This window comes from Pseudomonas sp. PGPPP4 (assembly GCF_002256045.1).
Lineage (GTDB): Bacteria > Pseudomonadota > Gammaproteobacteria > Pseudomonadales > Pseudomonadaceae > Chryseomonas > Chryseomonas oryzihabitans.
This window is the reverse complement of sequence record NZ_NKID01000003.1, coordinates 404,799-427,188: the sequence shown is the minus strand read 5'-3', so window position 1 is coordinate 427,188 and position 22,390 is coordinate 404,799. Positions and strand designations below refer to the sequence as shown.

The 22,390-nt window shown below is 67.7% G+C and carries 23 protein-coding genes; 15 read left to right on the top strand and 8 right to left on the bottom strand.

The genetic code is table 11. From position 1 onward, the window contains the following. Positions 1-265 precede the first annotated feature (265 nt). The 7 genes from bioB (at position 266) to CFE50_RS07660 (ending at position 6,373) form a co-directional block, all read left to right on the top strand. On the top strand, positions 266-1,315 hold the full coding sequence (bioB, locus tag CFE50_RS07690) for a biotin synthase BioB (RefSeq protein WP_027600655.1): 1,050 nt from the start codon (positions 266-268) through the stop codon (positions 1,313-1,315). 137 nt (positions 1,316-1,452) lie between these two features. Next, complete coding sequence (gene bioF / locus CFE50_RS07685; protein WP_027597422.1) at positions 1,453-2,628, top strand: 8-amino-7-oxononanoate synthase; 1,176 nt, start codon at positions 1,453-1,455, stop codon at positions 2,626-2,628. A 7-nt stretch (positions 2,629-2,635) separates the two neighbouring features. Further along, positions 2,636-3,361, top strand: a complete 726-nt coding sequence (locus CFE50_RS07680; protein WP_042134626.1) for an alpha/beta fold hydrolase — start codon at positions 2,636-2,638, stop codon at positions 3,359-3,361. Continuing rightward, entirely contained in the window at positions 3,342-4,157 is an 816-nt protein-coding gene (gene bioC, locus CFE50_RS07675; protein ID WP_286732371.1) for a malonyl-ACP O-methyltransferase BioC, read from the top strand. The genes CFE50_RS07680 and bioC overlap by 20 nt, the downstream gene beginning before the upstream one ends. A gap of 5 nt (positions 4,158-4,162) precedes the next feature. Next, the gene (gene bioD / locus CFE50_RS07670) at positions 4,163-4,834 is read left to right on the top strand and encodes a dethiobiotin synthase (RefSeq protein ID WP_286732369.1); all 672 of its coding nucleotides are present in this window, start codon (positions 4,163-4,165) and stop codon (positions 4,832-4,834) included. 76 nt (positions 4,835-4,910) lie between these two features. Beyond that, positions 4,911-6,017, top strand: coding sequence for a hypothetical protein (locus tag CFE50_RS07665; protein ID WP_286732368.1), 1,107 nt, complete (start codon positions 4,911-4,913; stop codon positions 6,015-6,017). A gap of 89 nt (positions 6,018-6,106) precedes the next feature. Further along, positions 6,107-6,373: a hypothetical protein gene (locus tag CFE50_RS07660; protein ID WP_058791715.1), complete on the top strand. Its 267-nt coding sequence runs from the start codon at positions 6,107-6,109 to the stop codon at positions 6,371-6,373. Positions 6,374-6,424: 51 nt separating this feature from the next. On the opposite strand, the gene CFE50_RS22770 is transcribed toward CFE50_RS07660, so the two are convergent. Further along, entirely contained in the window at positions 6,425-7,069 is a 645-nt protein-coding gene (locus tag CFE50_RS22770; RefSeq protein ID WP_502694688.1) for a methyl-accepting chemotaxis protein, read from the bottom strand. Between the two features lie 1,593 nt (positions 7,070-8,662). On the opposite strand from CFE50_RS22770, the gene CFE50_RS07650 reads away from it, so the two are divergent. Together CFE50_RS07650 and CFE50_RS07645 are read left to right on the top strand one after the other, a co-directional pair. Then, entirely contained in the window at positions 8,663-9,235 is a 573-nt protein-coding gene (locus CFE50_RS07650) for a xanthine phosphoribosyltransferase (RefSeq protein ID WP_027597415.1), read from the top strand. Positions 9,236-9,238: 3 nt separating this feature from the next. Further along, a complete protein-coding gene (locus CFE50_RS07645; RefSeq protein WP_027600650.1) occupies positions 9,239-9,643 on the top strand; it encodes a YkgJ family cysteine cluster protein in 405 nt (134 codons plus the stop codon). A 234-nt stretch (positions 9,644-9,877) separates the two neighbouring features. Here CFE50_RS07645 and CFE50_RS07640 read toward each other — a convergent pair whose 3' ends face one another. Continuing rightward, positions 9,878-10,192, bottom strand: coding sequence for a YkgJ family cysteine cluster protein (locus CFE50_RS07640; protein ID WP_286732363.1), 315 nt, complete (start codon positions 10,190-10,192; stop codon positions 9,878-9,880). 129 nt (positions 10,193-10,321) lie between these two features. Between CFE50_RS07640 and CFE50_RS07635 the strand changes: the two genes are divergently transcribed. Beyond that, positions 10,322-12,025, top strand: coding sequence for a peptidoglycan D,D-transpeptidase FtsI family protein (locus CFE50_RS07635; RefSeq protein ID WP_286732360.1), 1,704 nt, complete (start codon positions 10,322-10,324; stop codon positions 12,023-12,025). A 222-nt stretch (positions 12,026-12,247) separates the two neighbouring features. Here CFE50_RS07635 and CFE50_RS07630 read toward each other — a convergent pair whose 3' ends face one another. The 4 genes from CFE50_RS07630 to znuA all read right to left on the bottom strand — a co-directional run bounded on the left by CFE50_RS07630 (position 12,248) and on the right by znuA (position 16,335). Further along, a complete protein-coding gene (locus tag CFE50_RS07630) occupies positions 12,248-12,700 on the bottom strand; it encodes a thioesterase domain-containing protein (RefSeq protein ID WP_017642321.1) in 453 nt (150 codons plus the stop codon). A 61-nt stretch (positions 12,701-12,761) separates the two neighbouring features. Continuing rightward, on the bottom strand, positions 12,762-14,156 hold the full coding sequence (locus tag CFE50_RS07625) for an ATP-binding protein (RefSeq protein WP_028700289.1): 1,395 nt from the start codon (positions 14,154-14,156) through the stop codon (positions 12,762-12,764). Continuing rightward, a complete protein-coding gene (locus tag CFE50_RS07620) occupies positions 14,153-14,830 on the bottom strand; it encodes a response regulator transcription factor (RefSeq protein WP_007159882.1) in 678 nt (225 codons plus the stop codon). The genes CFE50_RS07625 and CFE50_RS07620 overlap by 4 nt, the downstream gene beginning before the upstream one ends. A gap of 518 nt (positions 14,831-15,348) precedes the next feature. Beyond that, positions 15,349-16,335 carry a zinc ABC transporter substrate-binding protein ZnuA gene (gene znuA / locus CFE50_RS07615; protein WP_286732354.1) on the bottom strand — a complete coding sequence of 329 codons (987 nt, stop codon included), beginning with the start codon at positions 16,333-16,335 and terminating at the stop codon, positions 15,349-15,351. A 65-nt stretch (positions 16,336-16,400) separates the two neighbouring features. On the opposite strand from znuA, the gene CFE50_RS07610 reads away from it, so the two are divergent. From CFE50_RS07610 to znuB, 3 genes are read left to right on the top strand one after another with little or no spacing between them, the layout of a single operon-like run. Then, positions 16,401-16,886, top strand: a complete 486-nt coding sequence (locus CFE50_RS07610) for a Fur family transcriptional regulator (protein WP_027597410.1) — start codon at positions 16,401-16,403, stop codon at positions 16,884-16,886. Beyond that, a complete protein-coding gene (gene znuC / locus CFE50_RS07605) occupies positions 16,883-17,653 on the top strand; it encodes a zinc ABC transporter ATP-binding protein ZnuC (protein WP_241808749.1) in 771 nt (256 codons plus the stop codon). The genes CFE50_RS07610 and znuC overlap by 4 nt, the downstream gene beginning before the upstream one ends. Further along, complete coding sequence (znuB, locus tag CFE50_RS07600) at positions 17,646-18,431, top strand: zinc ABC transporter permease subunit ZnuB (RefSeq protein WP_241808748.1); 786 nt, start codon at positions 17,646-17,648, stop codon at positions 18,429-18,431. Before znuC ends, znuB begins: the two co-directional genes overlap by 8 nt. Before the next feature lie 5 nt (positions 18,432-18,436). Here the strand turns inward: znuB and CFE50_RS07595 are convergent, their stop codons facing one another. After that, on the bottom strand, positions 18,437-19,393 hold the full coding sequence (locus CFE50_RS07595) for an aliphatic sulfonate ABC transporter substrate-binding protein (RefSeq protein WP_286732352.1): 957 nt from the start codon (positions 19,391-19,393) through the stop codon (positions 18,437-18,439). A gap of 196 nt (positions 19,394-19,589) precedes the next feature. On the opposite strand from CFE50_RS07595, the gene CFE50_RS07590 reads away from it, so the two are divergent. Both CFE50_RS07590 and CFE50_RS07585 read left to right on the top strand, forming a co-directional pair. Then, positions 19,590-19,886, top strand: coding sequence for a YciI family protein (locus tag CFE50_RS07590; RefSeq protein ID WP_241808746.1), 297 nt, complete (start codon positions 19,590-19,592; stop codon positions 19,884-19,886). A gap of 303 nt (positions 19,887-20,189) precedes the next feature. Further along, a complete protein-coding gene (locus tag CFE50_RS07585) occupies positions 20,190-21,251 on the top strand; it encodes an acyltransferase family protein (RefSeq protein ID WP_241808745.1) in 1,062 nt (353 codons plus the stop codon). A gap of 70 nt (positions 21,252-21,321) precedes the next feature. Here CFE50_RS07585 and CFE50_RS07580 read toward each other — a convergent pair whose 3' ends face one another. Beyond that, on the bottom strand, positions 21,322-22,338 hold the full coding sequence (locus tag CFE50_RS07580; RefSeq protein ID WP_115946333.1) for a zinc-dependent alcohol dehydrogenase family protein: 1,017 nt from the start codon (positions 22,336-22,338) through the stop codon (positions 21,322-21,324). Positions 22,339-22,390: the final 52 nt, after the last annotated feature.

The following is a 22,390-nucleotide window of genomic DNA, read 5'->3' as shown; positions in this document are numbered from 1 at the left end:
CTACAGGGAGTGGTGCCTTTGTAGGAGCGGCCCTTGGCCGCGATTGGCCTTAGTCCTACGACTTACCCCGTACCGAACCCGGTGAAGCTCAACGGACCCGATCCACGCGCCACCGTGTCCCAAACCACACCCCATCAATCTCCCTGCGAAAAATCCGGCAATTGCTCATTTTATGAGCAGTAGTCGACCAGGACTTCGGCTAAGGTCGACCGCATCTATCGGCCCCGCTCCGGCACCCGGCCGTCCTATGCATCGAGGATCTCCCATGAGCGCTACCGCCCTGCGTCACGACTGGACTCTCGCCGAAGTCCGCGCCCTGTTCCAGCAGCCCTTCAACGACCTGCTGTTCCAAGCCCAGGGCGTGCACCGCCAGCACTTCGATCCCAATCGCGTGCAGGTCTCCACCCTGCTGTCGATCAAGACCGGCGCCTGCCCGGAAGACTGCAAGTACTGCCCCCAGTCCGGCCACTACAACACCGGCCTGGAAAAGGAAAAGCTGATGGAGGTGCAGAAGGTGCTGGAGGCGGCCGCCGAGGCCAAGGCCATCGGCTCCACCCGTTTCTGCATGGGCGCCGCCTGGAAGCATCCCTCCGCCAAGGACATGCCCTACGTGCTGCAGATGGTGCAGGGCGTCAAGGCCCTGGGCCTGGAGACCTGCATGACCCTAGGCCGCCTGGACCAGGAGCAGACCCGCGCCCTGGCCGACGCCGGACTGGACTACTACAACCACAACCTGGACACCTCGCCGGAGTTCTACGGCAACATCATCACCACCCGCACCTACGGCGAGCGCCTGCAGACCCTGGCCTACGTCCGTGAAGCCGGGATGAAGATCTGCTCCGGCGGCATCCTCGGCATGGGCGAGTCGGTGGACGACCGCGCCGGCCTGCTGATCCAGCTGGCCAACCTGCCCGAGCACCCCGAGTCGGTGCCGATCAACATGCTGGTCAAGGTCCAGGGCACCCCGCTGGCCGAAGAGAAGGACGTCGATCCCTTCGACTTCATCCGCACCCTGGCGGTGGCACGGATCCTCATGCCCAAGTCCCATGTGCGCCTGTCCGCCGGTCGCGAGCAGATGAACGAGCAGATGCAGTCCCTGGCCTTCCTGGCCGGTGCCAACTCCATCTTCTACGGCGAGAAGCTGCTGACCACCGGCAACCCCCAGGCCGACAAGGACATGCAGCTGTTCGCCCGCCTCGGCATCCAGCCCGAAGCCCGCGAAGAGCACGCCGACGAGGTGCACCAAGCCGCCATCGAGCAGGCCCTGGTGGAACAGCGCAACGGCGAACTCTTCTACGACGCCGCCACCGCCTGACCCCTGTCGTCCCCCTCTCCCCCCGGGAGAGGGCCGGGGTGAGGGTAAACCACCGCCCAAGCCGCGCTCCAGACCAACCCCTCTCCCCTCGCGAGAGGGCTGGGGTGAGGGGCCTTCCAACGCTACCGAGACTCCCCATGGCCTTCGACCTCGCCGCCCGCCTGGCCCAGCGTCACGCCGAGCACCTCTATCGGCGCCGCCCTTTGCTGGAAGCGCCCCAGGGCCCCGAGGTGGTGGTGGATGGCGAGTCCCTGCTGGCCTTCTGCAGCAACGACTACCTGGGCCTGGCCAATCATCCCCAGGTGATCGCCGCCCTGCGCGCGGGCGCCGAGCGCTGGGGCGTGGGCGGCGGCGCCTCGCACCTGGTGATCGGCCACAGCGGTCCGCATCACCAGGTCGAAGAAGCCCTGGCCGACCTCACCGGGCGGCCACGCGCCCTGCTGTTCTCCACCGGCTACATGGCCAACCTGGCGGCGGTCACCGCCCTGGTCGGGCGTGGCGACACCGTGCTGGAAGACCGCCTCAACCATGCCTCCCTGCTCGACGCCGGCCTGCTCAGCGGCGCGCGCTTCGGCCGCTATCTGCACAACGACCCGGCCAGCCTGGCCACGCGCCTGGCCAAGGCCGAGGGCGACACCCTGGTGGTCACCGACGGCGTCTTCAGCATGGACGGCGATCTGGCCGCCCTGCCCGAGCTCTGCGAGGTCGCCCAGCGCCACGGCGCCTGGACCCTGGTGGACGATGCCCACGGCATCGGCACCCTGGGCGCCAGCGGCGGCGGCATCGTCGAGCACTTCGGCCTGGATCAGGGCCAGGTCCCGGTGCTGGTCGGCACCCTGGGCAAGGCCTGCGGCACCGCCGGGGCCTTTGTCGCCGGCAGCGAGGAACTGATCGAGACGCTGATCCAGTTCGCCCGCCCCTATATCTACACCACCAGCCAGCCGCCGGCGGTGGCCTGCGCCACCCTCGCCGCCCTGCAGCTCGTCCGTGAGGAGGGCTGGCGCCGTGAGCTTCTGCACACTTTGATCCAGAGATTCCGCAGGGGCGCGACGGCCCTCGGCCTGGACCTTATGCTCAGCGCCACGCCGATCCAGCCGATCCTGGTCGGCGACAGCGCGCGCGCCCTCGCACTCTCCGCCGCCCTGCGCCGACGCGGGATCCTGGTCACCGCCATCCGACCGCCCACCGTACCGGCCGGCAGTGCCCGCCTGCGGGTGACCCTGACGGCGGCCCATCGCGAAGCGCACGTGGACCTCTTGCTCGACGCTCTGGCCCAGGCCATGGCCGAATTACCGCCTGACGCGGATAAGTGACCGACCAATGCGCGATACCCTGATCTTGCTGCCCGGCTGGGGCCTGGGCAGTGCTCCGCTGGAGCCCCTGCGTGACGAACTCGTCGAGCAGGCACCCTTTCTCGACGTGCTGATCGAGCCGCTGCCGGCCCTGGCCGACACCCAGGACTGGTTCACCGACCTGGAAGCCCGCATCGCCGAAGGCGGCTGGCTGGCCGGCTGGTCGCTGGGCGGCATGCTCGCCAGCGAATTCACCCTGCGCCGCCCCCAGGGCGTGCACGGTCTCATCACCCTGGCCAGCAATCCCTGCTTCGTCGCCCGCGCCGGCTGGCAGACCGCCATGGCGCGCAGCGTCTTCACCGACTTCTTCGAGGCCTGCTCGCTGGACGCCGAGCAGACCCTCAGGCGCTTCACCCTGCTGGTGGCCCAGGGCGCCCGCGACAGCCGCACCCTCGCCCGCCAGTTGCAGGTGACCCTGCCGGAGATCGAGCCCGAGGTGGTCATCGCCGGCCTGGAGTTGCTGGCACGCCTGGACACCCGCGCCGCCCTGCAGGCCTTCAGCGGTCCCCAGCTGCACCTGTTCGGCGCCCACGACGCCCTGGTGCCGGCCGCGGCGGCCCAGGCCCTGCGCGACGAGCTGCCCAATGCCCAGGTCGAGGTCCTGGAGCACGCCAGCCATGGCCTGCCCCTGGAACGCCCGGACGAGGTGGCCACCCGTATCCGTGAATTCATCTATGCAGGACGCGATGGCTGACGTATTGCCCGACAAGCGCCAGGTGGCGCTGTCCTTTTCCCGCGCCGCCGCGCAGTACGACGGCGCCGCCCTGCTGCAACGCCGGGTCGCCGACGGCCTCTTCGCCCGGCTACACGCTCTAGAGGAGCGAGTCTGGCTTGACCCGCAACGCTGGCTGGACCTGGGCAGTGGCACCGGCTATTGCAGTCGCGCCCTGGCCCGCCGTCATCCGCAGGCCGAAGGCCTGGCCCTGGACCTGGCGCCCGGCATGCTTAGCCATGCCCGCGCCCAGGGCGCCGGTGCCCGGCACTACCTCACCGCCGACGCCGAACGCCTGCCGCTGCGGGCGGAGAGCTGCGATCTCATCGTCTCCAGCCTGGCCCTGCAGTGGTGCCCGGATCTGCCCAGGGTGCTCGCCGAGGCGCGGCGCATCCTGCGCCCGGGTGGCGTGCTGGCCTTCAGCAGCCTGGTCGCCGGCACCCTCGACGAACTGCGCCAGAGCTGGGCCCAGGTGGACGACCAGGTGCACGTCAATCGCTTCCGCCCTCAGACCGCCTATGCCGCCGCCGCCCAGGCCAGCGGCCTGCAGGGGCTGACGCTGGAGGTCGTGCCCGAGCGGCTGCACTTCCCCGATCTGCGCGCCCTGACCCAGCACCTCAAGGCCATCGGCGCCCACAACCTCAACCAGGGACGTCCCCAGGGCCTCACCGGTCGCCAGCGCCTGGCCGCCTTCACCCAGGCCTACGAGCGCCTGCGCGAGCCGGCCGGGCTGCCCGCCACCTACCAGGTGATCCACGTCCTGCTGCGCAAGGAATGAACCCTATGTCCGCCTACTTCGTCACCGGCACCGACACCGAGATCGGCAAGACCACCATCGCCGCCGGCTTGCTGCACCGGGCCCGGCTGCAGGGTCTCGCCACCGCCGGGGTCAAGCCGGTGGCCTCCGGGTGCGAACGGACCGCCGCGGGCCTGCGCAACGGCGACGCCCTGGCCCTGCTCGGCGAGACCTCGCTGCCGCTCGACTACGCCGACATCAATCCCATCGCCCTGGAACCCGCCATCGCCCCGCACCTGGCGGCCCGCGAGGCCGGCATCGACCTCAGCGTCGCCGCCCTGGCCGCCCCGGTGCGGCGGATCCTGGCGCTACGGGCCGACTTCACCCTGGTGGAAGGCGCCGGTGGCTGGCGCGTGCCCCTGGCCGGCCGGGAGTCCCTGTCCGATCTGGCCCGCGAGCTGGGTCTGCCGGTCGTGCTGGTGGTGGGCGTGCGCCTGGGCTGCATCAACCACGCCCTGCTCAGCGCCGAGGCCATCCTCGCCGATGGCCTGCCCCTGGCCGGCTGGGTGGCCAATCTGGTAGCGCCGGCCACCCTGCGCCTGGACGACAACCTGGCCACCCTGCACGAGCGCCTGCCGGCGCCCTGCCTGGGCACTGTGCCGCACCTGGCCGCGGCCACGCCGGCGGCGGTCGCCGCGCACCTGCGCCTGCCCGGCTGATATCAGTCTTTCGGGCGATGGCCGGAGGGCCAGGCCGGCGGCAGACTGCCCTGTCTGCCGCTGCCGGATCGCCCGAGTGCCTACCTTCAAGTTCCTGACCTGCCTGGGCCTGCTCGGCCTGACCGGCACCACCTGGGCGCTGGACAACCAGACCCGCGTGGAGCAGCGCGGCGAGCGCCTTGGCGCCTTTCTGAGCCAGGCGCCGGATACCCGCCAGGGCACCCTGGAGGTCAGCCAGAGCGGTCGTGCCAGCCAGGCCTATCTCACCCAGAGCGCCTCCCAGGGTGACCGTACCCGCGTCGAGCAGGGCGGCGTGGGCAATTTCACCAATGTCACCCAGGCCGCCGGTGGCGCGCGCGAGGTCAGCATCGACCAGCGCGAGGCCAGCCAGAGCCACGCCTATGTCTACCAGGGCCATGGCCAGCGCAATACGGTGGAGATCGTCCAGCGCGGCCTGCTCGACGAAGCCCTGGTGCGCCAGGGCGGTGACGACCAGCGACTGCGCATCGAGCAGGAGGGCGCGCGCAACGGGCTGAATCTGTTCCAGGACGGTCGCGACAGCGCGGCGCGACTCAGGCAGGTGGGCGAGGATCACCTCCAGGACGTGCTGAGCCTGGGCGCGCGCAACGAGGTCGAGCTGCTGCAGGGCGGCGCCGCCAACCGGGCGGAGGTCGAGCAGCGCGGCGACGACAACCGCGCTGGCGCTCGCCAGGGCGCGCGGCAGCAGGACGTCCAGCTGATCCAGATCGGCAACCGCAACCAGGCGGCGGTGCAGCAGAACGGCCTCGACGCCAGCCCCCAGCGCGTCAGCGCGCGGCAACTCGGCGACGACAATGCCGTCCAGGTGAATCTGACCGGCAACGGCAACCGCCTCGAGCTGCAACAGCAGGGCAATCGCAACAGCGCCGGCGTCCTGATCGGCGGCGAGGATTCGCGCCTGACCCTGGCTACCCAGGGCAACGACAACGAGATCAGTGCGGTCGGGGTGGGCGATAACTTCGAGCTCGGTGTCGAGCAACTGGGCGACGGCCATCTGCTGCAGGCCGGCCTGGCTAGCGATGCGCGCGTCAGCGTCAGCCAGCAGGGCGCCAGCCAGTACGCCTCCATCAGTCAGGCCGGTGCGGGCAACAGCCTCGACCTGCGCCAGAGCGGCCAGGGCAACCGGGCGACGATCCAGCAATAGCCGGACACAGGCGGTGACAGGGACTGCTGGTTCTTTGGCGTCAAAGCTGCTTCAATAGCCCTTTGACATCACCGTCGAGGACCCTGTCCATGAACGTGACTTCAAGCAATTCGCTCTATGCCGGGGTGCAGGCCTACCAGAACGGTAGCCGCACGGTCGAAAAGGCCGGTGCCGCCCTCGCCTCCCAGACGGCGCGCAACGAACAGCAAGCCCTGGGCGCGACCACCAACAGCCAGGCCGATCTGGCCAGCGAGCTGGTCAATCTGGATGTCGGCAAGTACCAGGCGCTGGCCGGTACCAAGGTCATGCAGGCCTCGCAGGAAACCCTGGGCCGGCTGCTCGATACCCGGGCCTGATCAGAAAGCTTTGAGTAGAAGGGGCGCCCTGCAAGGCGCCCCTTTTGCGTGCTAGCCCAGGCGGAAGCGGGTGGTGTTGGCCGTCAGGGTGCGACTGCCCGCCTCCAGACCCACCGCCGTGCTCTGCACTGTGCGCGCATTGCCGAGCAGGTCGGCCGCGGCCCCATCGATCTGCTGGATATTGCCACTGACCTGATCGGCGGTGACCGCCTGCTGTTCGGCGGCGGTGGCGATCTGCACCAGGGTGTCGGAGACGCCCTGTACCGATTCGGCGATCTCTTCCAGCCGCCGCCCCAGCCCGGTGATCGACTGGGCATCGCTGGCGGCCTGGCCGCAGGCCTCCTGCATCAGGGACACGGCCTGGGCCACGGTGCCGCTCAGGCTGCCGACAGTCCCGGCGATCTGCGCCGTGGAGGCCTGGGTGCGCTGCGACAGCGAACGCACCTCGTCGGCGACCACCGCGAAGCCCCTTCCCTGGTCACCCGCCCGGGCCGCCTCGATGGCGGCGTTGAGCGCCAGCAGGTTGGTCTGTTCGGCGATGCCGCGGATGACGTCCACCACCTGCTGGATCTGTCCGGCCTGGGTGTTGACCTGGGCCATGGCCGCAGCCGTCTCGTCCAGGCGCTGGTTGAGGCGCTGGATGCTGGCGGTGGTCTGGCGACTGTCGCTCTGGCTGGCCTCGGCGATGCCGCGCATCTGCTCGGCGCGCCCGGCGGCTTCTTCGCAACTCTGCGCCACGCCCTGGGCGGTGGCGGCCAGTTCGGTGGCGGCGGTGGCGATCTGGGTGATCTGCTGGCGCTGGGCTTCGACGGCGCCGAGCGCCGCCTCGGCCTGCTGGCCCAGCTCCCCGGACGCCGTGCCAACCTGGCGACTCTCCTGCTCGACCGCCTGCAGACTGCCGCGCAGCTGCACCACGGCCAGGTCCAGGGCGCGCCCGATCTCGGCCAGTTCGTCCTGGCCACTTACCTGGGCCGAACGGGTCAGGTCGCCGTCGCGCAGGCCTTCGGCCAAGTTGGTGATGCGCCGGGCGCTGCCGCGAATGGCGGCCTGCATGCACAGCAGCAGGTAGCAGGTCACCACCAGCAGCAGGCCGAAGCCGGCGGCGATGGCGGCAAAGCTGCGCACGGCATCGGCGCCATAGTATTGCAGCCGTTGGTCCAGGTTCTTCAGGGTTTGCTGGCGGAAGGTCTGCAGCCCCTGCAGGACCCCGTCCAGGGTGGCGGAGAACTGCTCCGGCTTGAGCGTGATCTCGCCGCCGAACACCCCCTGATCGAGGGTCTTGAGACTGGCGTCCAGCTGGCTGCTGAGCTTCTGGTAATCATCCTTCCAGCCGGCCATGTCGGCGGGCAGCTTGTTGCCGAGCAGGACGGCGACCTTGGCCAGGCTCTCGCTGGAATCACCGACGCGGGCGCGCAGGTCGCGCAACTGCAGGCGGCTCTGCAGGCTGAACTGGCCGGAGACCACACTGGCCTGACCGACGCTGGCCAGGCGGCCGAGGCGTTCGTACAGTTCGACCGACTGGGTGGTGCCGATCTGCATCAGCAGATAGGTTTCCATCCAGGGATCGAGGATGAGGCCGCTGTCCAGGGCGATTTCCTCGCGCAGCGCCTGCACGGCGCCCAGGGCGGCGGTGAATCTGTCGTAGCCGTCCGGCCACCAGCCCAGGCTGCGCAGATCGCTGACCTCGAGCCCGGCGAGCGCCTGCTGCAGGGTCTTGAAGCGCGCCTGCACATCGGCGCTGGCGCCTTCGCTCTCCAGTTGCTGTACGAGCTGCGCGAGCCGCTCGCGCCGGCTGTCGTTGCGACTTTCCAGGGCGGCGATGGCGGCCTGCACGGCCGGCGTCTCCTGGCGACTGGTGTCGATCGCCTTCCAGCGCGCGGTCAGATTGCGCCGGAGGGTGAGTTCTTCTTCCACGGCGTCGAGCCGTTGCAGCAGTCGCACACCACTGCGCTCGCCACTGACGGTGGCCAGCTTGGCCTGGAAATCGGCGCCCAGCAGCCAGAGACTGACCGTCAGCGGCAGGATGAACAGCACCAGCAGCAGGGCGAACTTGCGGGCGAAGCCGAACTGGCTCAGCACGCGAATACCCGGTGACAACAAAACACCCATGTTCGACCACTCCTGTGCCAGCCACCGGCAAACGCCGCCTACCCGTTGCGGATAGCTATAGGACGATTTGTCGGCAAACTAACGACTTTCTTGAAAGATAGGGCACAATCGCCGCCCTCCCGTATTCCCAGACCCGGTCCTGCACTCAGGCCCGGGCGTTGCCGTTAAAGGACCGTCCGCGTGGAACGCCTCAAAGCCAAGATTCGCAGCGAAGGCCAAGTACTCTCCGAGCAGGTGCTCAAGGTCGATGCCTTCCTCAACCACCAGATCGATCCGGCGCTAATGCGCGACATCGGTCAGGAGTTCGCCCGCCGCTTCGCCGACGCCGGCATCACCAAGATCGTGACCATCGAAGCCTCGGGGATCGCCCCGGCGGTGCTGACCGGACTGGAGCTGGGCGTGCCGGTGATCTTCGCCCGCAAGCACCAGTCGCTGACCCTGACCGACAACCTGCTGGTGGCCAGCGTCTATTCCTTTACCAAGCAGACGGAGAGCACCATAGCCGTCTCGACCATGCATCTGTCATCCGACGACCGGGTGCTGATCATCGACGACTTCCTCGCCAACGGTAAGGCGGCCAAGGCGCTGATCTCCATCATCGGTCAGGCCGGGGCCCAGGTCGCAGGCCTGGGCATCGTCATCGAGAAGTCCTTCCAGGTCGGTCGCGCCGAACTCGACGCCCAGGGCTATCGCGTCGAATCCCTGGCCCGCGTCGCCTCCCTGGCCGATGGTCAGGTCACCTTCGCCGAGTAAGCCATGGCTCAGATACTGCGCATTCTCGGGGCCGATCTCGATCGCACCGAAACCTGGATCCGTTACGACAAGGCCATGTGCCTGGACTGCGTGTCCAGCTGCTGCACCCTGCCGGTGGAAGCCCGCCTGTCCGATCTGATCCGCATGGGCGTGGTGGACGAATTCGAGAAGGGCGAGCCGCTCAAGGACATCGCCAAGCGACTCAAGAAGGACGGCGTGGTCGAGCGCCTCAACGCCAAGACCGGGCTCTTCACCCTGGTGCGGCTGTCCAACAACGACTGCGTCTATCTGCATCCCAAGACGCGGCTGTGCACCATCTACGACCAGCGCCCGGAAACCTGCCGCAACCACCCCAGGGTCGGTCCCCGGCCAGGGTACTGCGCCTACAAGCCGCAGAAGCTGCGTTAGACGGCGTTCCGTCGCAGGTTGGGTTGAGCGAGGCGAAGCCCCACAGCTTGTGCCCGGCAGGCCTGCATCGTTGGGCTTCGACGATAGCGCCGTCGCAACCCAACCTACGGGTGCCTAGAGCCCTGTAGCGTGGAAAACCGCGCAGCGTTTTCCACAGGCCCGTTCGCCCATACCAGGTGGATAAGGCTGGCGCCGTTATCCACCCTACACACCTGATCACGGCCAGGGCGGCGTTTAGAACTCGCCGCTCTCCATCGCCCTCTGCATGTCCGCCCGTTCCTCCAGGCATTCCGGGCCGGCCATGTCGAAGATCCGGCAGACCCAGGGCCGCACCTCGTAGATGCTGCAATTCATCTCTTCGCGATCCAGGGCGGCGCACCAGCCGTCGTCGAGGCGCTTCATGCGGGTACCGGTCCAGTCTTCCTCGATATAGCGGGCGGGCACGCCGAGGTCGTCGAACAGCAGGACTTCCTGGCGGCAGCACCAGGCCTGACAGCTCTCGCAGGTCACGGTTGGGGTGGAAAGATCGTGCAGGGGGATGTCGCTCATGTGCGCAGTGTACCGCCCCCGACCGCCCAGCGGTTTCCGGCCGATGGCTGGAGCAGTTACCATGCGCGTCCCTGACGGTTGTAACCAGTTGTGACCATGCCCAAGCCCTCTTCTCGCGCAGGAGCCGCCATGACGGCCGCACCCCGCTATCGCTTCTATGTCGTGGTCGTCGTGCTGGTCCTGCTGACCTGCGTGGTCGCCGGCCGCATCACCTACCTCAAGCTGTTCGATGCCGCCTTCCTGGGTGACCAGGGCGATCGCCGCTCGGTGCGCCACATCGCCATTCCGGTGACCCGCGGCATGATCACCGACCGCAACGGTGCGCCCCTGGCGGTTTCCACCGAGGTGGTGACCATCTGGTGCAATCCGGCCGAGATGCAGGACAGCGCCGACCAGTTGGGGCGCCTGGCCCAGGCCATCCACAAGCCCGAAGCCGAACTGCGCAACCTGATCCTCGGCCATCCGGAAAAGCACTTCCTCTACCTGGCGCGCGCCCTGTCGCCCATCGATGGCGAGAACATCATGGCCCTCGGCGTGCCCGGGGTGCGGCAGATCAAGGAGTACAAGCGCTACTACCCCAGCTCCGACCTGGTGGCCCAGGTGATCGGCATGGTCAATATCGACGGCCACGGTCAGGAGGGCCTGGAACTGGGCTTCGAAGACTGGCTGGCCGGCCGCGGCGGAGTGCGCGAGGTGCTGATCAATCCTCGCGGCTCGGTGGTCAAGAACATCCGCGTGGTGCGCCAGCCGCAACCGAGCAAGGACGTCGCCCTGTCCATCGACCTGCGCCTGCAATTCATCGCCTATCGCGCGCTGCAGAACGCGGTGGAAAAGTTTGGCGCCCAGTCCGGGTCCGCCGTGCTGGTCAATCCCAAGACCGGCCAGATCCTGGCGATGACCAACTTCCCCTCCTACAACCCCAACAACCGCGCCACCCTGCAGATCCCCAACATGCGCAACCGCACCCTGACCGACGCCTTCGAGCCCGGCTCGGTGATCAAGCCGTTCAGCATGTCGGTGGCCCTGGCCTCGGGCAAGTTCAACGAGAACAGCACCGTGGACGTGGCGCCGGGCTGGATGACCATCGACGGTCATACCATCCACGACGTGGCCCGGCGCGGCGTGCTGACCATGACCGGGGTGCTGCTCAACTCCTCCAACATCGGCATGAGCAAGGTGGCCCTGCAGATCGGCCCACTGCCCATCTACGAGCAGCTCAGCCGGGTCGGCTTCGGCAATCCGCTGGCCCTGGGTTTTCCCGGCGAGAACGCCGGCTACCTGCCCGGCCACACCAAGTGGTCGCAGATCGCCACGGCCAGTATGTCCTTTGGCTACAGCCTGGCGGTCAACGTCGCCGAACTGGCCCAGGCCTACTCGGTGATCGCCAACGATGGCCAGCTCACCCCCCTGACCCTGCTCAAGGACCAGAAGCAGCAGAGCGTCCAGGCCATGGACCCGGCCATTGCCCGGCGCCTGCGCGCCATGCTCAACCATGTGGTGGAAGACGAAGGCGGCGTATACCGTGCCCGGGTGCCCGGCTACCACGTGGCCGGCAAGTCGGGTACCGCGCGCAAGGCCGGCTCCGGCAGCTACACCGAGCACGCCTATCGCTCGCTGTTCGTCGGCATGGCGCCGGCGGCCGATCCCAAGCTGGTACTGGCGGTGATGCTCGATAGCCCGACCAAGGAAGGCTACTTCGGCGGTCTGGTCTCGGCACCGACCTTCAGCGAGATCATGTCCGGCGCCCTGCGCGCCCTGGCCGTGCCGCCGGACAACCTGCCCGACACCAATACCGCCCAGCAGGCCAAGACCGAGCCGCATTCCCACGGTTGAGCGGCTGACGGAAATGAAAAAGGGCGACCCCAGGGTCGCCCTTTTGCATGCTGCGTTACCCGGCCAGAGCTTGTTCAAAGGCTCGCGAGCTAGAGCCAGACAAGGCGAAAAGACCTGAGGAAGCGGAGTTTACGAGCGGTAAATGAGCATTCCGACCGGGCTGGCGACCCAGGGTCTTTTCAACGCAGTTTGGCCGACGCGCAGCAGACTTTGGACAAGCTCTCAGCGGTGCAGCACGTACTGACCGGTAAAGCGCACCCCATCCTCGCCGCTCTCGGTGACGATGCGCGACTGCAGGGTGATGCGCGCGCGCCCGCGGCGGCGGAAGGTGGTCTCGAAGCGTTCCCAGGCGCGCGCCTCGGGCGGCTCGCCATAGGCCAGGGCATCGGCGGTGATGGGCCGCGGATAGCTGATCTGGCCTTCCTGGATGAGGATATGGCCTTCCTCGATGCCGGCTTCGCGCAGGCGCAGGTACAGCCAGCCCCAGCCGGCCAGCACGGCCACGCAATAGAGACTGCCGCCGAACATGGTGCTGGCGTGGTTGATGTTGGCGTCCAGCGGGGCATGCAGCTGCAGGCGCTGCTCGCTCCAGTCGCGGACTTCCAGGCCCAGGGCCTTGGTGATGGGAATATCGTGGTGCAACAGGGATTCGAGGTGACGGCAGTCGCGGCTCATGCCGGGGTCCTTACAGACAGAATTTCACTATCAGGAGCAGACGCAAGCCATGACCCATGGGTCACGTCCTGGCGCCATTGTGCACCAAGGAAGGCCGCTCCGGGGAAATGGCCGCTGGCAGGCGGAAGCGGAAGCGGGCGCCGCCCAGACTCGATTCGTCGATGGTCAGGCTGCTGCGATAGCCTTCGAGGATGTCCTGCACCACGGCCAGGCCGATGCCCTGCCCGGGGTGTCGGCTGTCCATGCGCATGCCGCGGCGCAGCACGCTCTCGCGGCGCTCGGCGGGAATCCCCGGGCCGTCGTCCTCGATGTCGAGGATCCAGTGCTCGGTGTGCCGGCGGGCGCTGACCCGTACCTGGGTCAGGCAGAGCCGATAGGCGTTTTCCAGCAGGTTGCCGAACACCTCCAGCATGGCGGCTTCCTCGGCCTGCACCCGCAGATTCGGCGGCAGGTCCATTTCCGCCTGGACGCGTTTCTCGGCATAGACCTTGTCCAGGGTGCTGAACAGCGACTCCAGCAGCGGCGCCAGCTCCAGCGGCCGGCTGAGCACCGCGCCACCCTGGCGCGTGGCCCGCTGCAGCTGGTACATCACCTGCTGGTTCATGCGCTCGATCTGGGTCTGCAAGGTGCCGACCTCCTGGTCCAGCTGCGGCCGGCGGCGCAATTCCTCGGTCACCCCCTGCAGCACCGCCAGCGGCGTCTTGAGGCTGTGGGCGAGATCGCCGAGGGTGTCGCGATAGCGCTCGCGCTGCAGCCGTTCATGGTCGAGCAGGCGGTTGAGCGAACGGATCAGCCGGCTGATCTCGCTGGGCACGTTGTTTTCGTCGAGCAGCTCGCGCTGATCGGTCTCCACCGCATCGAGTTGCTGGCTGAGGCGGCGCAGCGGTCTCAGGCTCCACTGCATGACCAGCGCCAGCAGCAGCAACAGGGCGCCCAGCACCCCCACCAGCCAGAGGATCACCTGGTGCAGGAAGGTGGCGCGCAGCCGCTCGTATTCCTCGGCCGGCTGCATGGTGACCACGCTGAAGCCCGCCACCGGCGGATTGCCCAGCAGCACCTCGCGATCGAAGACGAAGAAGCCCTGTCCCTGGTCGTCGGTGGCCTTGACCAGCTTGACCCCGCCGCCGTCGAAGGTCGGCTTGTAGTTGGGCCGCTCCTTGATCGCCGAGCGCGAGCGCCACAGCAGGCGGCCGTTCTGGTCGTAGACATAGCCGAGGATCGGCGAGCCGGGTCGGTCGAAGACCTCTTCGGCGATCATCTCCGGCATCGCCAGCCGGCCATCGATGGCGCGCGCCGCACCGATCAGGGTGTTGGCGTTGGCCTCCAGCCGCGCGGCGACGAAGTTTTCCACGGTACGGTCGAAGGCGTTGCGGATCGCCGGCACGATCAGCGCCAGGCAGACACTGACCAGCAGGGCCGCGCTGAGCAGCAGCCGCACGCGAAAGGAACGGATCACTGGCAGCGCTCGGTGAACAGGTAGCCGCGGCCCCGGACCGTTTCGATGGGTTGCATCTGGCAGCTGGCCTCCAGCTTGCGCCGCAGGCGCCCCACCAGCACCTCGATGACGTTGCTGTCGTGCTCGCCGTCATCGTCGTAGAGCTGCTCCATGAGCCGCTCCTTGGTGATCACCTGCTGGTGGTTGCGCATCAGGTATTCCAGCAGGCGGTATTCGTAGGCGGTCAGCTGCAGCGGCTGCTCTTCGTTGAAGGCCTGCTGGCGGCCCAGGTCGAGCTTGAGCGAACCGGCGCGGATGCTCGGCTGGACGAAACCCGCCGAACGGCGCAACAGCACATTGAGGCGCGCTTCCAGCTCTTCGAACTGGAAGGGCTTGACCACATAGTCGTCCGCCCCGGCGCCGAGCCCCTCGACCTTGTCCTGCCAGCTGCCGCGGGCGGTGAGGATGAGGATCGGCAGGGTAGCGCCCTGGTTGCGCAGCTGGCGGATCAGATCGAGACCGCTCATGCCGGGTAGGCCCAGGTCGATGATGGCGAGATCGTGATGGAATTCGCGGGCGCTGTAGAGCGCTTCTTCCGCATCGGCCACGGCATTGACGACATGACCGGCTTCACCCAGACGCACCTTGAGGTGGTGGCGCAGCAGGTTTTCGTCTTCGACGACGAGGATCTTCATGCAGACTCCTGAACAGCTAACGAGACGTTCTCTGGCCGCGACTGCGCCTGTCGCGTGCTTCGCGCAGCGGCGCCCTGGTGCCGATTATGGCGCCTGGAGCCGGCCGGCGGCGAGAGCGGGAAGGGAATGGCTGGGATCACTGACTTTGTTCCGGGCAAAAAAAACCTCTCCAGTTGGAGAGGTAAGGAGCACTTCATGGGGATCGGAAACTGCCGTTGGGGGACGGCTCCGTCGCGAGACGGCTACAGGGGACCAGAGCTGACTTGGTGACCCTGCAGTGGAGTTACAAGGATGAACATCGCCAGGTCGGGTCGAAGTGTCCGGACGATCTGCCGTAGCGGGAGCTGCGCTAGGGTGAACATATCCGGGCGACCTCGGCGTTGCTGATCTGACAGTTGCAGATTAGGCCAATGGCCCTGAACGCTGCCTGAACTCGTCCTGAACGCTAGCTGAACGGCCGCGAAGTGGCCCAAAGGCGACAGCCGGCGACGCCTGCCGATCCGCCGCCGGGCGAGGCCTCAGGGCAGCTTGCCCAGGCAGCCGCCCAGAGTGTCGGCCACGTTCTGCAGCAGCTGGGCATAGCCGTCGGCGCTGACCGGGATGCGGGCGCCGAGGGGATCGAGTTCCACCAGGGTCACCGGCAGGCCGCTGCTGAGAGTAGTGGCGATCTTTGGCTGCAGCGGCGGCTCGGTGAAGACGCAGGTCGGACCGGCGGCCTTGAGTTCGTCGCGCATGGCGGCCACGTGGCGCGCACCAGGCTGGACGTCGGCGCCCAGGGCGAAGACGCCGCGATGCGCCAGGCCATAGGCTTCCTCGAAGTAGTCGAAGGCTTCGTGGAAGACGAAATAGGGCTTGCCGGCCAGCGGCGCCAGCTGCGCGCGCAGGGCCTGGTCCTTGGCGGCCAGTCCGCTGTCGAAGGCCTTGAGGTTGCTGGCGTAGCGACTGGCATTGGCCGGATCGGCCTGGCTCAGGTCGGCGGCCACGCGGGCGGCGATCACCCGGGCGTTGGCCGGGCTCAGCCAGAGGTGGGCATCCAGGCTGCCCGGACGATGATCGTGGTCGTGGGCGTATTCGGGCTCGCCGCCCTGTTCGTCACCGTGCCCGTGTTCGTGCTCGTGCTCGTGCTCGTGGCCGTGATCGTCATCATGGGCGTCCGCATGCTCTGCGCCGAAGCGGCGCAGGTGCAGGCCAGGCAGCTCCTGGACGGCCAGGCTGGGGCCCTGGCGCTCCTTGAGCACCGCTGGCAGGAAGGCCTCCAGACCCGGACCGATCCAGTAGACCAGCCGGGCCTCGCGCACCTGGCGCAGGTCCGAGGGCCGCAGGGCGTAGTGGTGCGGCGAGGCGCCCGGCGGCAGCAGCACGGCCGGCTGGCCGGCGCCGTCCTGGATGGCGGCGACGATCAGTTGCAGGGGTTTGATGCTGGTGAGCACCTTCACCTCGGCCTGGGCGGGCAGCAGGGTGCAGGCGAGCAGCAGGGAGGCGACGAGGGGTAGGAGGCGCGGCACGTGAAAATCCCGATTCTTAAGAGAGGTGCAATATAATAACGTCCTAGCTTTCAAGGTACTGTTTCATGACCGACGCCCCCCTGGCCTTTCGGCCCCACGATCATTCGCGCTGCGTCGCCCACGCGCTGGCCGAGGCCGACGCCCTCTGCAGCCGCGCCGGCGTGCGCCTCACCGAGCTGCGCAAGCGGGTGCTGGAGCTGGTCTGGCAAAGCCACAAGCCGCTCGGCGCCTACGACATCCTGGCCGTGCTCAGCGAGCAGGACGGCCGCCGCGCCGCGCCGCCCACCGTCTACCGGGCGCTGGATTTCCTGGTCGAGAACGGCCTGGTGCACCGCATTGCCTCGCTCAACGCCTTCGTCGGCTGCAACCATCCCGGCGAGGCCCACCAGGGCCAGTTCCTGATCTGCCGCAGCTGCCAGGTAAGCATCGAGCTGGAACAGCCGGCCGTGCACCAGGCCATCCTCGACGGCGCCAGCGCCGTGGGCTTCCAGGTCGAAGGCCAGACCGTGGAAGTGGTCGGTCAGTGCGCCGCCTGCCGGAAGCAGGCATGAGCGAGGCGCTGATCCGGCTGCAGGACGTCGGCGTGACCTTTGCCGGGCAGCCGGTGCTCGAGCAGGTCAGCCTGACCCTGGATCCCGGCCGCATCGTCACCCTCATCGGCCCCAATGGCGCCGGCAAGACCACCCTGGTGCGCAGCGTGCTCGGCCTGCTCACGCCCGATCGCGGCAGCGTCTGGCGTCGCTCGCGGCTGCGCATCGGCTACATGCCGCAGAAGCTGCAGGTGGATGCCACCCTGCCGCTGTCGGTGCTGCGTTTCCTGCGCCTGGTACCGGGCGTGAATCGCGCCAGTGCCCTGGCCGCCCTGGGCGAAGTGGGCGCCGAAGGCGTCATCGACAGTCCCCTGCAGAGCATTTCCGGCGGCGAGCTGCAGCGGGTGCTGCTGGCCCGCGCCCTGCTCCGCCAGCCCGAGCTGCTGGTGCTCGACGAACCCGTGCAGGGCGTCGACATCAACGGCCAGAGCGAGCTGTACCGGCTGATCGGCCAGTTGCGCGAACGCCATGGCTGCGGCGTGCTGATGGTGTCCCACGACCTGCACCTGGTGATGGGCGCCACCGATCAGGTGATCTGCCTGAATCGGCACATCTGCTGCTCGGGCCATCCCGAACAGGTCAGCGGCGATCCGGCCTATCAGGCACTGTTCGGCCAGAGCGCGCGCAACCTGGCCGTCTATCACCACCACCACGATCACGCCCACGACCTGCACGGCAGCGTGGTCAAGACCCCGCATGTCCATGGAGCCCACTGCAAGCATGGCTGATTTTCTGCTGTATGCCCTGCTCGCCGGTCTCGCCCTCGCCCTCGTCGCCGGCCCCCTCGGCTCCTTCGTGGTCTGGCGGCGCATGGCCTATTTCGGCGACACCCTGTCCCATGCCGCCCTGCTCGGGGTCGCCGTGGGCTTTCTGCTGGATGTCAGTCCGACCCTGACCGTCACCGTCGGCTGCCTGGCCCTGGCCGTGGTGCTGGTGGTGCTGCAGCGCCGTCGGGGGCTGGCCGCCGACACCCTGCTCGGCATCCTCGCCCACAGCACCCTGTCGCTGGGGCTGGTGGCGCTGTCGTTCATGCACGAGGTGCGCATCGACCTGATGAGCTACCTGTTCGGCGATCTGCTGGCGGTGGGTCCCGGCGACCTGCGCTGGATCCTCGGCGGCAGCGCCCTGGTGCTGGCGGCACTGGTCTGGCTGTGGCGCCCACTGCTGGCCATCACCGTGCACGAGGAGCTGGCCCAGGTCGAAGGCCTGCCGGTGACCTGGATCCGCCTGGCGCTGATGCTGCTGGTGGCCATCGTCATCGCCGTGGCCATGAAGATCGTCGGGGTGCTGCTGATCACCTCGCTGCTGATCATTCCCGCCGCCACCGCCCAGCGCCACGCCCGCAGCCCGGAGCAGATGGCCTGTGGCGCCAGTCTGCTGGGCATGGCCGCGGTGTGCCTGGGATTGACCCTGTCCTGGTACCAGGACACCCCGGCCGGGCCCTCGGTGGTGGTGGCTGCCGCCGGGATGTTCCTGTTGGGTTACCTGCTGCCCCGCCGCGCCTAGGCGCGCTAGCGCGGCGCCTGCCAGACCGCCTGGCTGACGTCCACCGCCCGGGGAATCAGCCCCTGGGCCTTGAAGATGTCGGCGGTCTGCTGCTGGGTGGCGATGATCGCCGGCGTCAGCGCCGTCGCGCCATAACCGGTACGCGCCTGCCAGGTGGCGATGACCGCTTCCGGCAGTCCGATCTGCTCGGCCAGGATGCGCGTCACCTCCGGCTTGTGGGCATTGGCCCAGGCGCCGGCCCTGGCCAGTTCCGCCAGCAACAGGCGGATCGCCTCGGGATGGGCGTCGGCGAAGCGGCGCGACCCTTCATAGAAGCTGTTGGCATGCAGCAGCCCTTTGTAGTCGGCCAGCACGCGTACCGGCTGGCTCTGCTGGATGGCCGCAAGATAGGGGTCCCAGACCACCCAGGCGTCCACCGATCCATTGACGAAGGCGGCGCGGGCGTCCGCGGGCGGCAGATACACCGGCTGGATGTCCTTGAAGCTCAACCCGGCCTTTTCCAGGGCGGCGACCAGCAGGAAATTGGCGCTGGAGCCCTTCTGCACCGCGACCTTCCTGCCCCTGAGGCCGGCGACGTCGCGGATCGGCGAGGCGGTCGGCACCAGGATGGCCTCCACCGCCTCGCTGGCCGGTTCGGCGCCCAGGTAGACCAGGTCGATCCCGGCCGCCTGGGCGAAGATCGGCGGTGGCGAGCCGGTGTAGCCGACGTCGATGCTGCCGGCGTTGAGCGCCTCCAGCAGTTGCGGCCCGGCCTGGAATTCGCGCCAGCTCACCTGGTAGCCCTGGGCGCCCAGGGCCTGCTCCAGGGTACCCTGGGCCTTGAGCACGGCCAGCAGACCGCCGCCTTTCTGATAGCCGATGCGCAGCGCCTGGTCGGCGGCCTGGACCGGGGCGAGCATCCCGAGCGCCAGCAGCAGAACGGCGCCCCGCGCCAGCCAGCGTCGAAGAGAGGAGCGAAACATGGCGACCTTCCTTATATTCCATTTGGAAAGGTCAGCCTGGCCTATCTAGACCCGAATGTTTAATACGTTTCTCTGCTAAGGCTATGCCCGGCCAGGTAGCCAGGGCCGGCCAAGGTCCGATTGACGCTGGCCCCAGGATCGCGCCACCCTGCGCCAGCGGCGACCACCGGGGTCGCCGACCCTATCGGAGCCTGCCATGCCTTTTCTGATCGAGACCTTCGACAAGCCGGACAGCCTGGCCCTGCGCCAGCAGCATCGCCCGGCCCACCTGGACTTCCTGCGCGAGAACGCCGCCGCGCTGCTGGCCTGCGGCGCCAAGCTCAGCGACGACGGCGAGACCGCCAGCGGCAGCCTCTACATCGTCGATGTGGAAACCCGCGCCGAAGCCGAAGCCTTCATCGCCCGGGATCCCTTCACCAGCGCCGGGCTGCCGGGCGAGGTGCGCATCACCCGCTGGCGCAAGGCGATTCTGGACGGCAAGGCGTTCGTCTAGGTGCTTTCCAGGGCGGCCTGACCGGCCGCTTCCGCCCTACCGTGAATTGGCTTAAGAACGCCTTAAGCCTGGCACAATGCCACCTTAATCAACGCCGTTCGCAGCCGTTGCAAGTTCACACTTCTAGGAATCCCTTCGTAGAAAAGTGATGCAGCGCAAGAAAAGCCGGACTTTTCCCGTCCTCAACGCAAGGAAGCTAACGAACTAGCCTAAGCTCACCGGGCTCAGATGATCTGATGCGCCGACATCCTTTCCCACTCCTGTGGAAACGCTGTCTCGCTTAGCTAGTACAGAGGACTCAGCATGACCAAGACCACGCCTGAAAAGGATCTGCGCATCGAGACGATTCGCGGACTGGCGCTGTTTCTGATGGTAGCGGGCCACGTCATCGGCAGTTCGTCGACCCTGGGCATGAAGGTGCCCGACGACTCCGTGCTGCGCTATCTCTACGACTCTCTCGTCTACATCCGGATGCCGCTGTTCACCGCCATTTCCGGCTACGTCTATGCCCTGCGCCCGGTGAATACCGGTAGCGACCTTTCGCGCTTCTATCAAGGCAAATTCAAACGCATCGGGATTCCCCTGCTGGTGGTGTCGACGCTGTTCTTCGCCCTGCAGATGGCCGTGCCCAACACCAACTACAAGCCGCAGCTGACCGACATCTTCAGCATCTACTTCTTCAGCTACGCGCACTTCTGGTTCCTGCAGTCGATCTTCTGCATCTTCGTGGTGATCGCTCTGCTGGAGAAAGCCGGCCTTCTGCTGACCTTGCGCAACTTCGGCCTGGTATTCGCCGTGGCCCTGGCGGCGTCCTTCGCCTGGGAGAGCTTCCCGGACCTGTTCAGCCTCTACAAGGCCGTGCAGCTGTTCCCCTTCTTCCTCCTCGGCTTGGGTCTCTACCGCTTCGGCGCGCAGCTCATCACCCGTCGCAATGTCGCGACCATGGCCGTGGCTCTGGCGATCCTGGTGGTCATCGACCAGGCCTACCTGTTCGAGCTGGTGGATCTCGACGAGGCCGACATGGCCGTGGTCGGTACCGCCCTGGGCCTGGCCGCCATCAGCCTGCTGATCGCTCGCCGCTTCTATTTCAAGCCGCTGGCCTGGCTGGGCTACTTCTCCTTCGAGATCTACCTGTTCCATGTCTTCGGCACCGCCGGTGCGCGCATCGTGTTGAACAAGCTGCAGGTGCACGACGTCTGGGTGGTCTTTACCGTCAGCATGGTCATGGGCCTGTTCCTGCCGGTGGCGCTCAAGCTGGTGCTGGAGCGGATCAGTCCGCTGCACTTCCTCAGCGTGGCCTTCTTTGGCGCCAAGACCCGGGTCAATCGCGCCACGCCGCCGCTGCAGAAGAAAGCCACCGCCTAGGCGCCCGGCTCGGACGACCTACCATGAAAAAACCCACGCCTTGGCGTGGGTTTTTTCATTATCTGGCGGATCAGTCGACGCTGAGCACGACCCGACCCCGGGTGGGGCACTGCTCCATGCAGCGGTGGGCCTCGACGAACTGCTCGAAGGGAAAGACCTGCTTGATCTGCGCCTTGAGCAGGCGATCGCGGGTCAGCTGGTCGATGTGCTGCAGGGCCTCGCGCACCGCGGCGCAATCCGCCTCCAGCCCCATCTCCGGCTGGCCGGTGAAGTCCTGCACGCAGTGGATGTAGAGCTTGAATTTCTTCTTGAAGGCCGCGCAGGCCGGCAGCGGGGTCTGGTTGCCCCCATTGAGGCCGTAGAGCAACAGCCGGCCGCGGGGCGCCATGGCCTCGCCGAGCAGCGCCAGTTGCGGACCGCCCAGGGCATCCAAGGCCACGTGCACGCCAACACCGTCGGTGATGCTGGCGATGCGGCTGACCAGATCCTCTTCCTCGGCGGCGATGACCCTTTCCGCGCCCAGTTCCCGCAGGTAGTCACGGTCGCCGGCGTCATGGGTGCTGGCGATGACCCGGGCACCCAGGGCCTTGGCCAGCTGGATGGAAGCCGGACCGCAGCAGCGACTGGCATCGGTGATCAGCACCCATTCGCCCGGTTGCAGCCGGGCCTGGTGCATCAGCGCGGTATAGACGGTGAGCAGCGGGTTGTAGTGCACCGCGGCTTCCACCGGGGTGAGCACGTCCGGGTAGCGCACCAGGGAGGTGGCCGGATAGACCAGGTCATCGCCATAGGCCGGATAGCGATTGATGTCGTGACCCAGGAAGCTGGCCACGCGATCGCCCACCGCCAGGTCGGCGACACCTTCGCCCAGGGCGGTGACCACCCCGGCCAGCTCGCAGCCGAGACCGGCCGGCGGCACGGCCTGCTCGGGGGCCAGATTCTGTCGCCAGAGCACGTCGTACCAGCTCACGCCGATGGCCTGGACCCGCACCAGCACCTCGCCTGGACCCGCCACGGGCGTGGGCCGGTCGATGCAGGCGAGCACCTCCGGCGGGCCGAATTCGGTGAACTGGATCAGGCGGGACATGGCATTACCTCGCGTTGATGCCAACCCCGGGACCGTTGCCGAGGCGGACTGC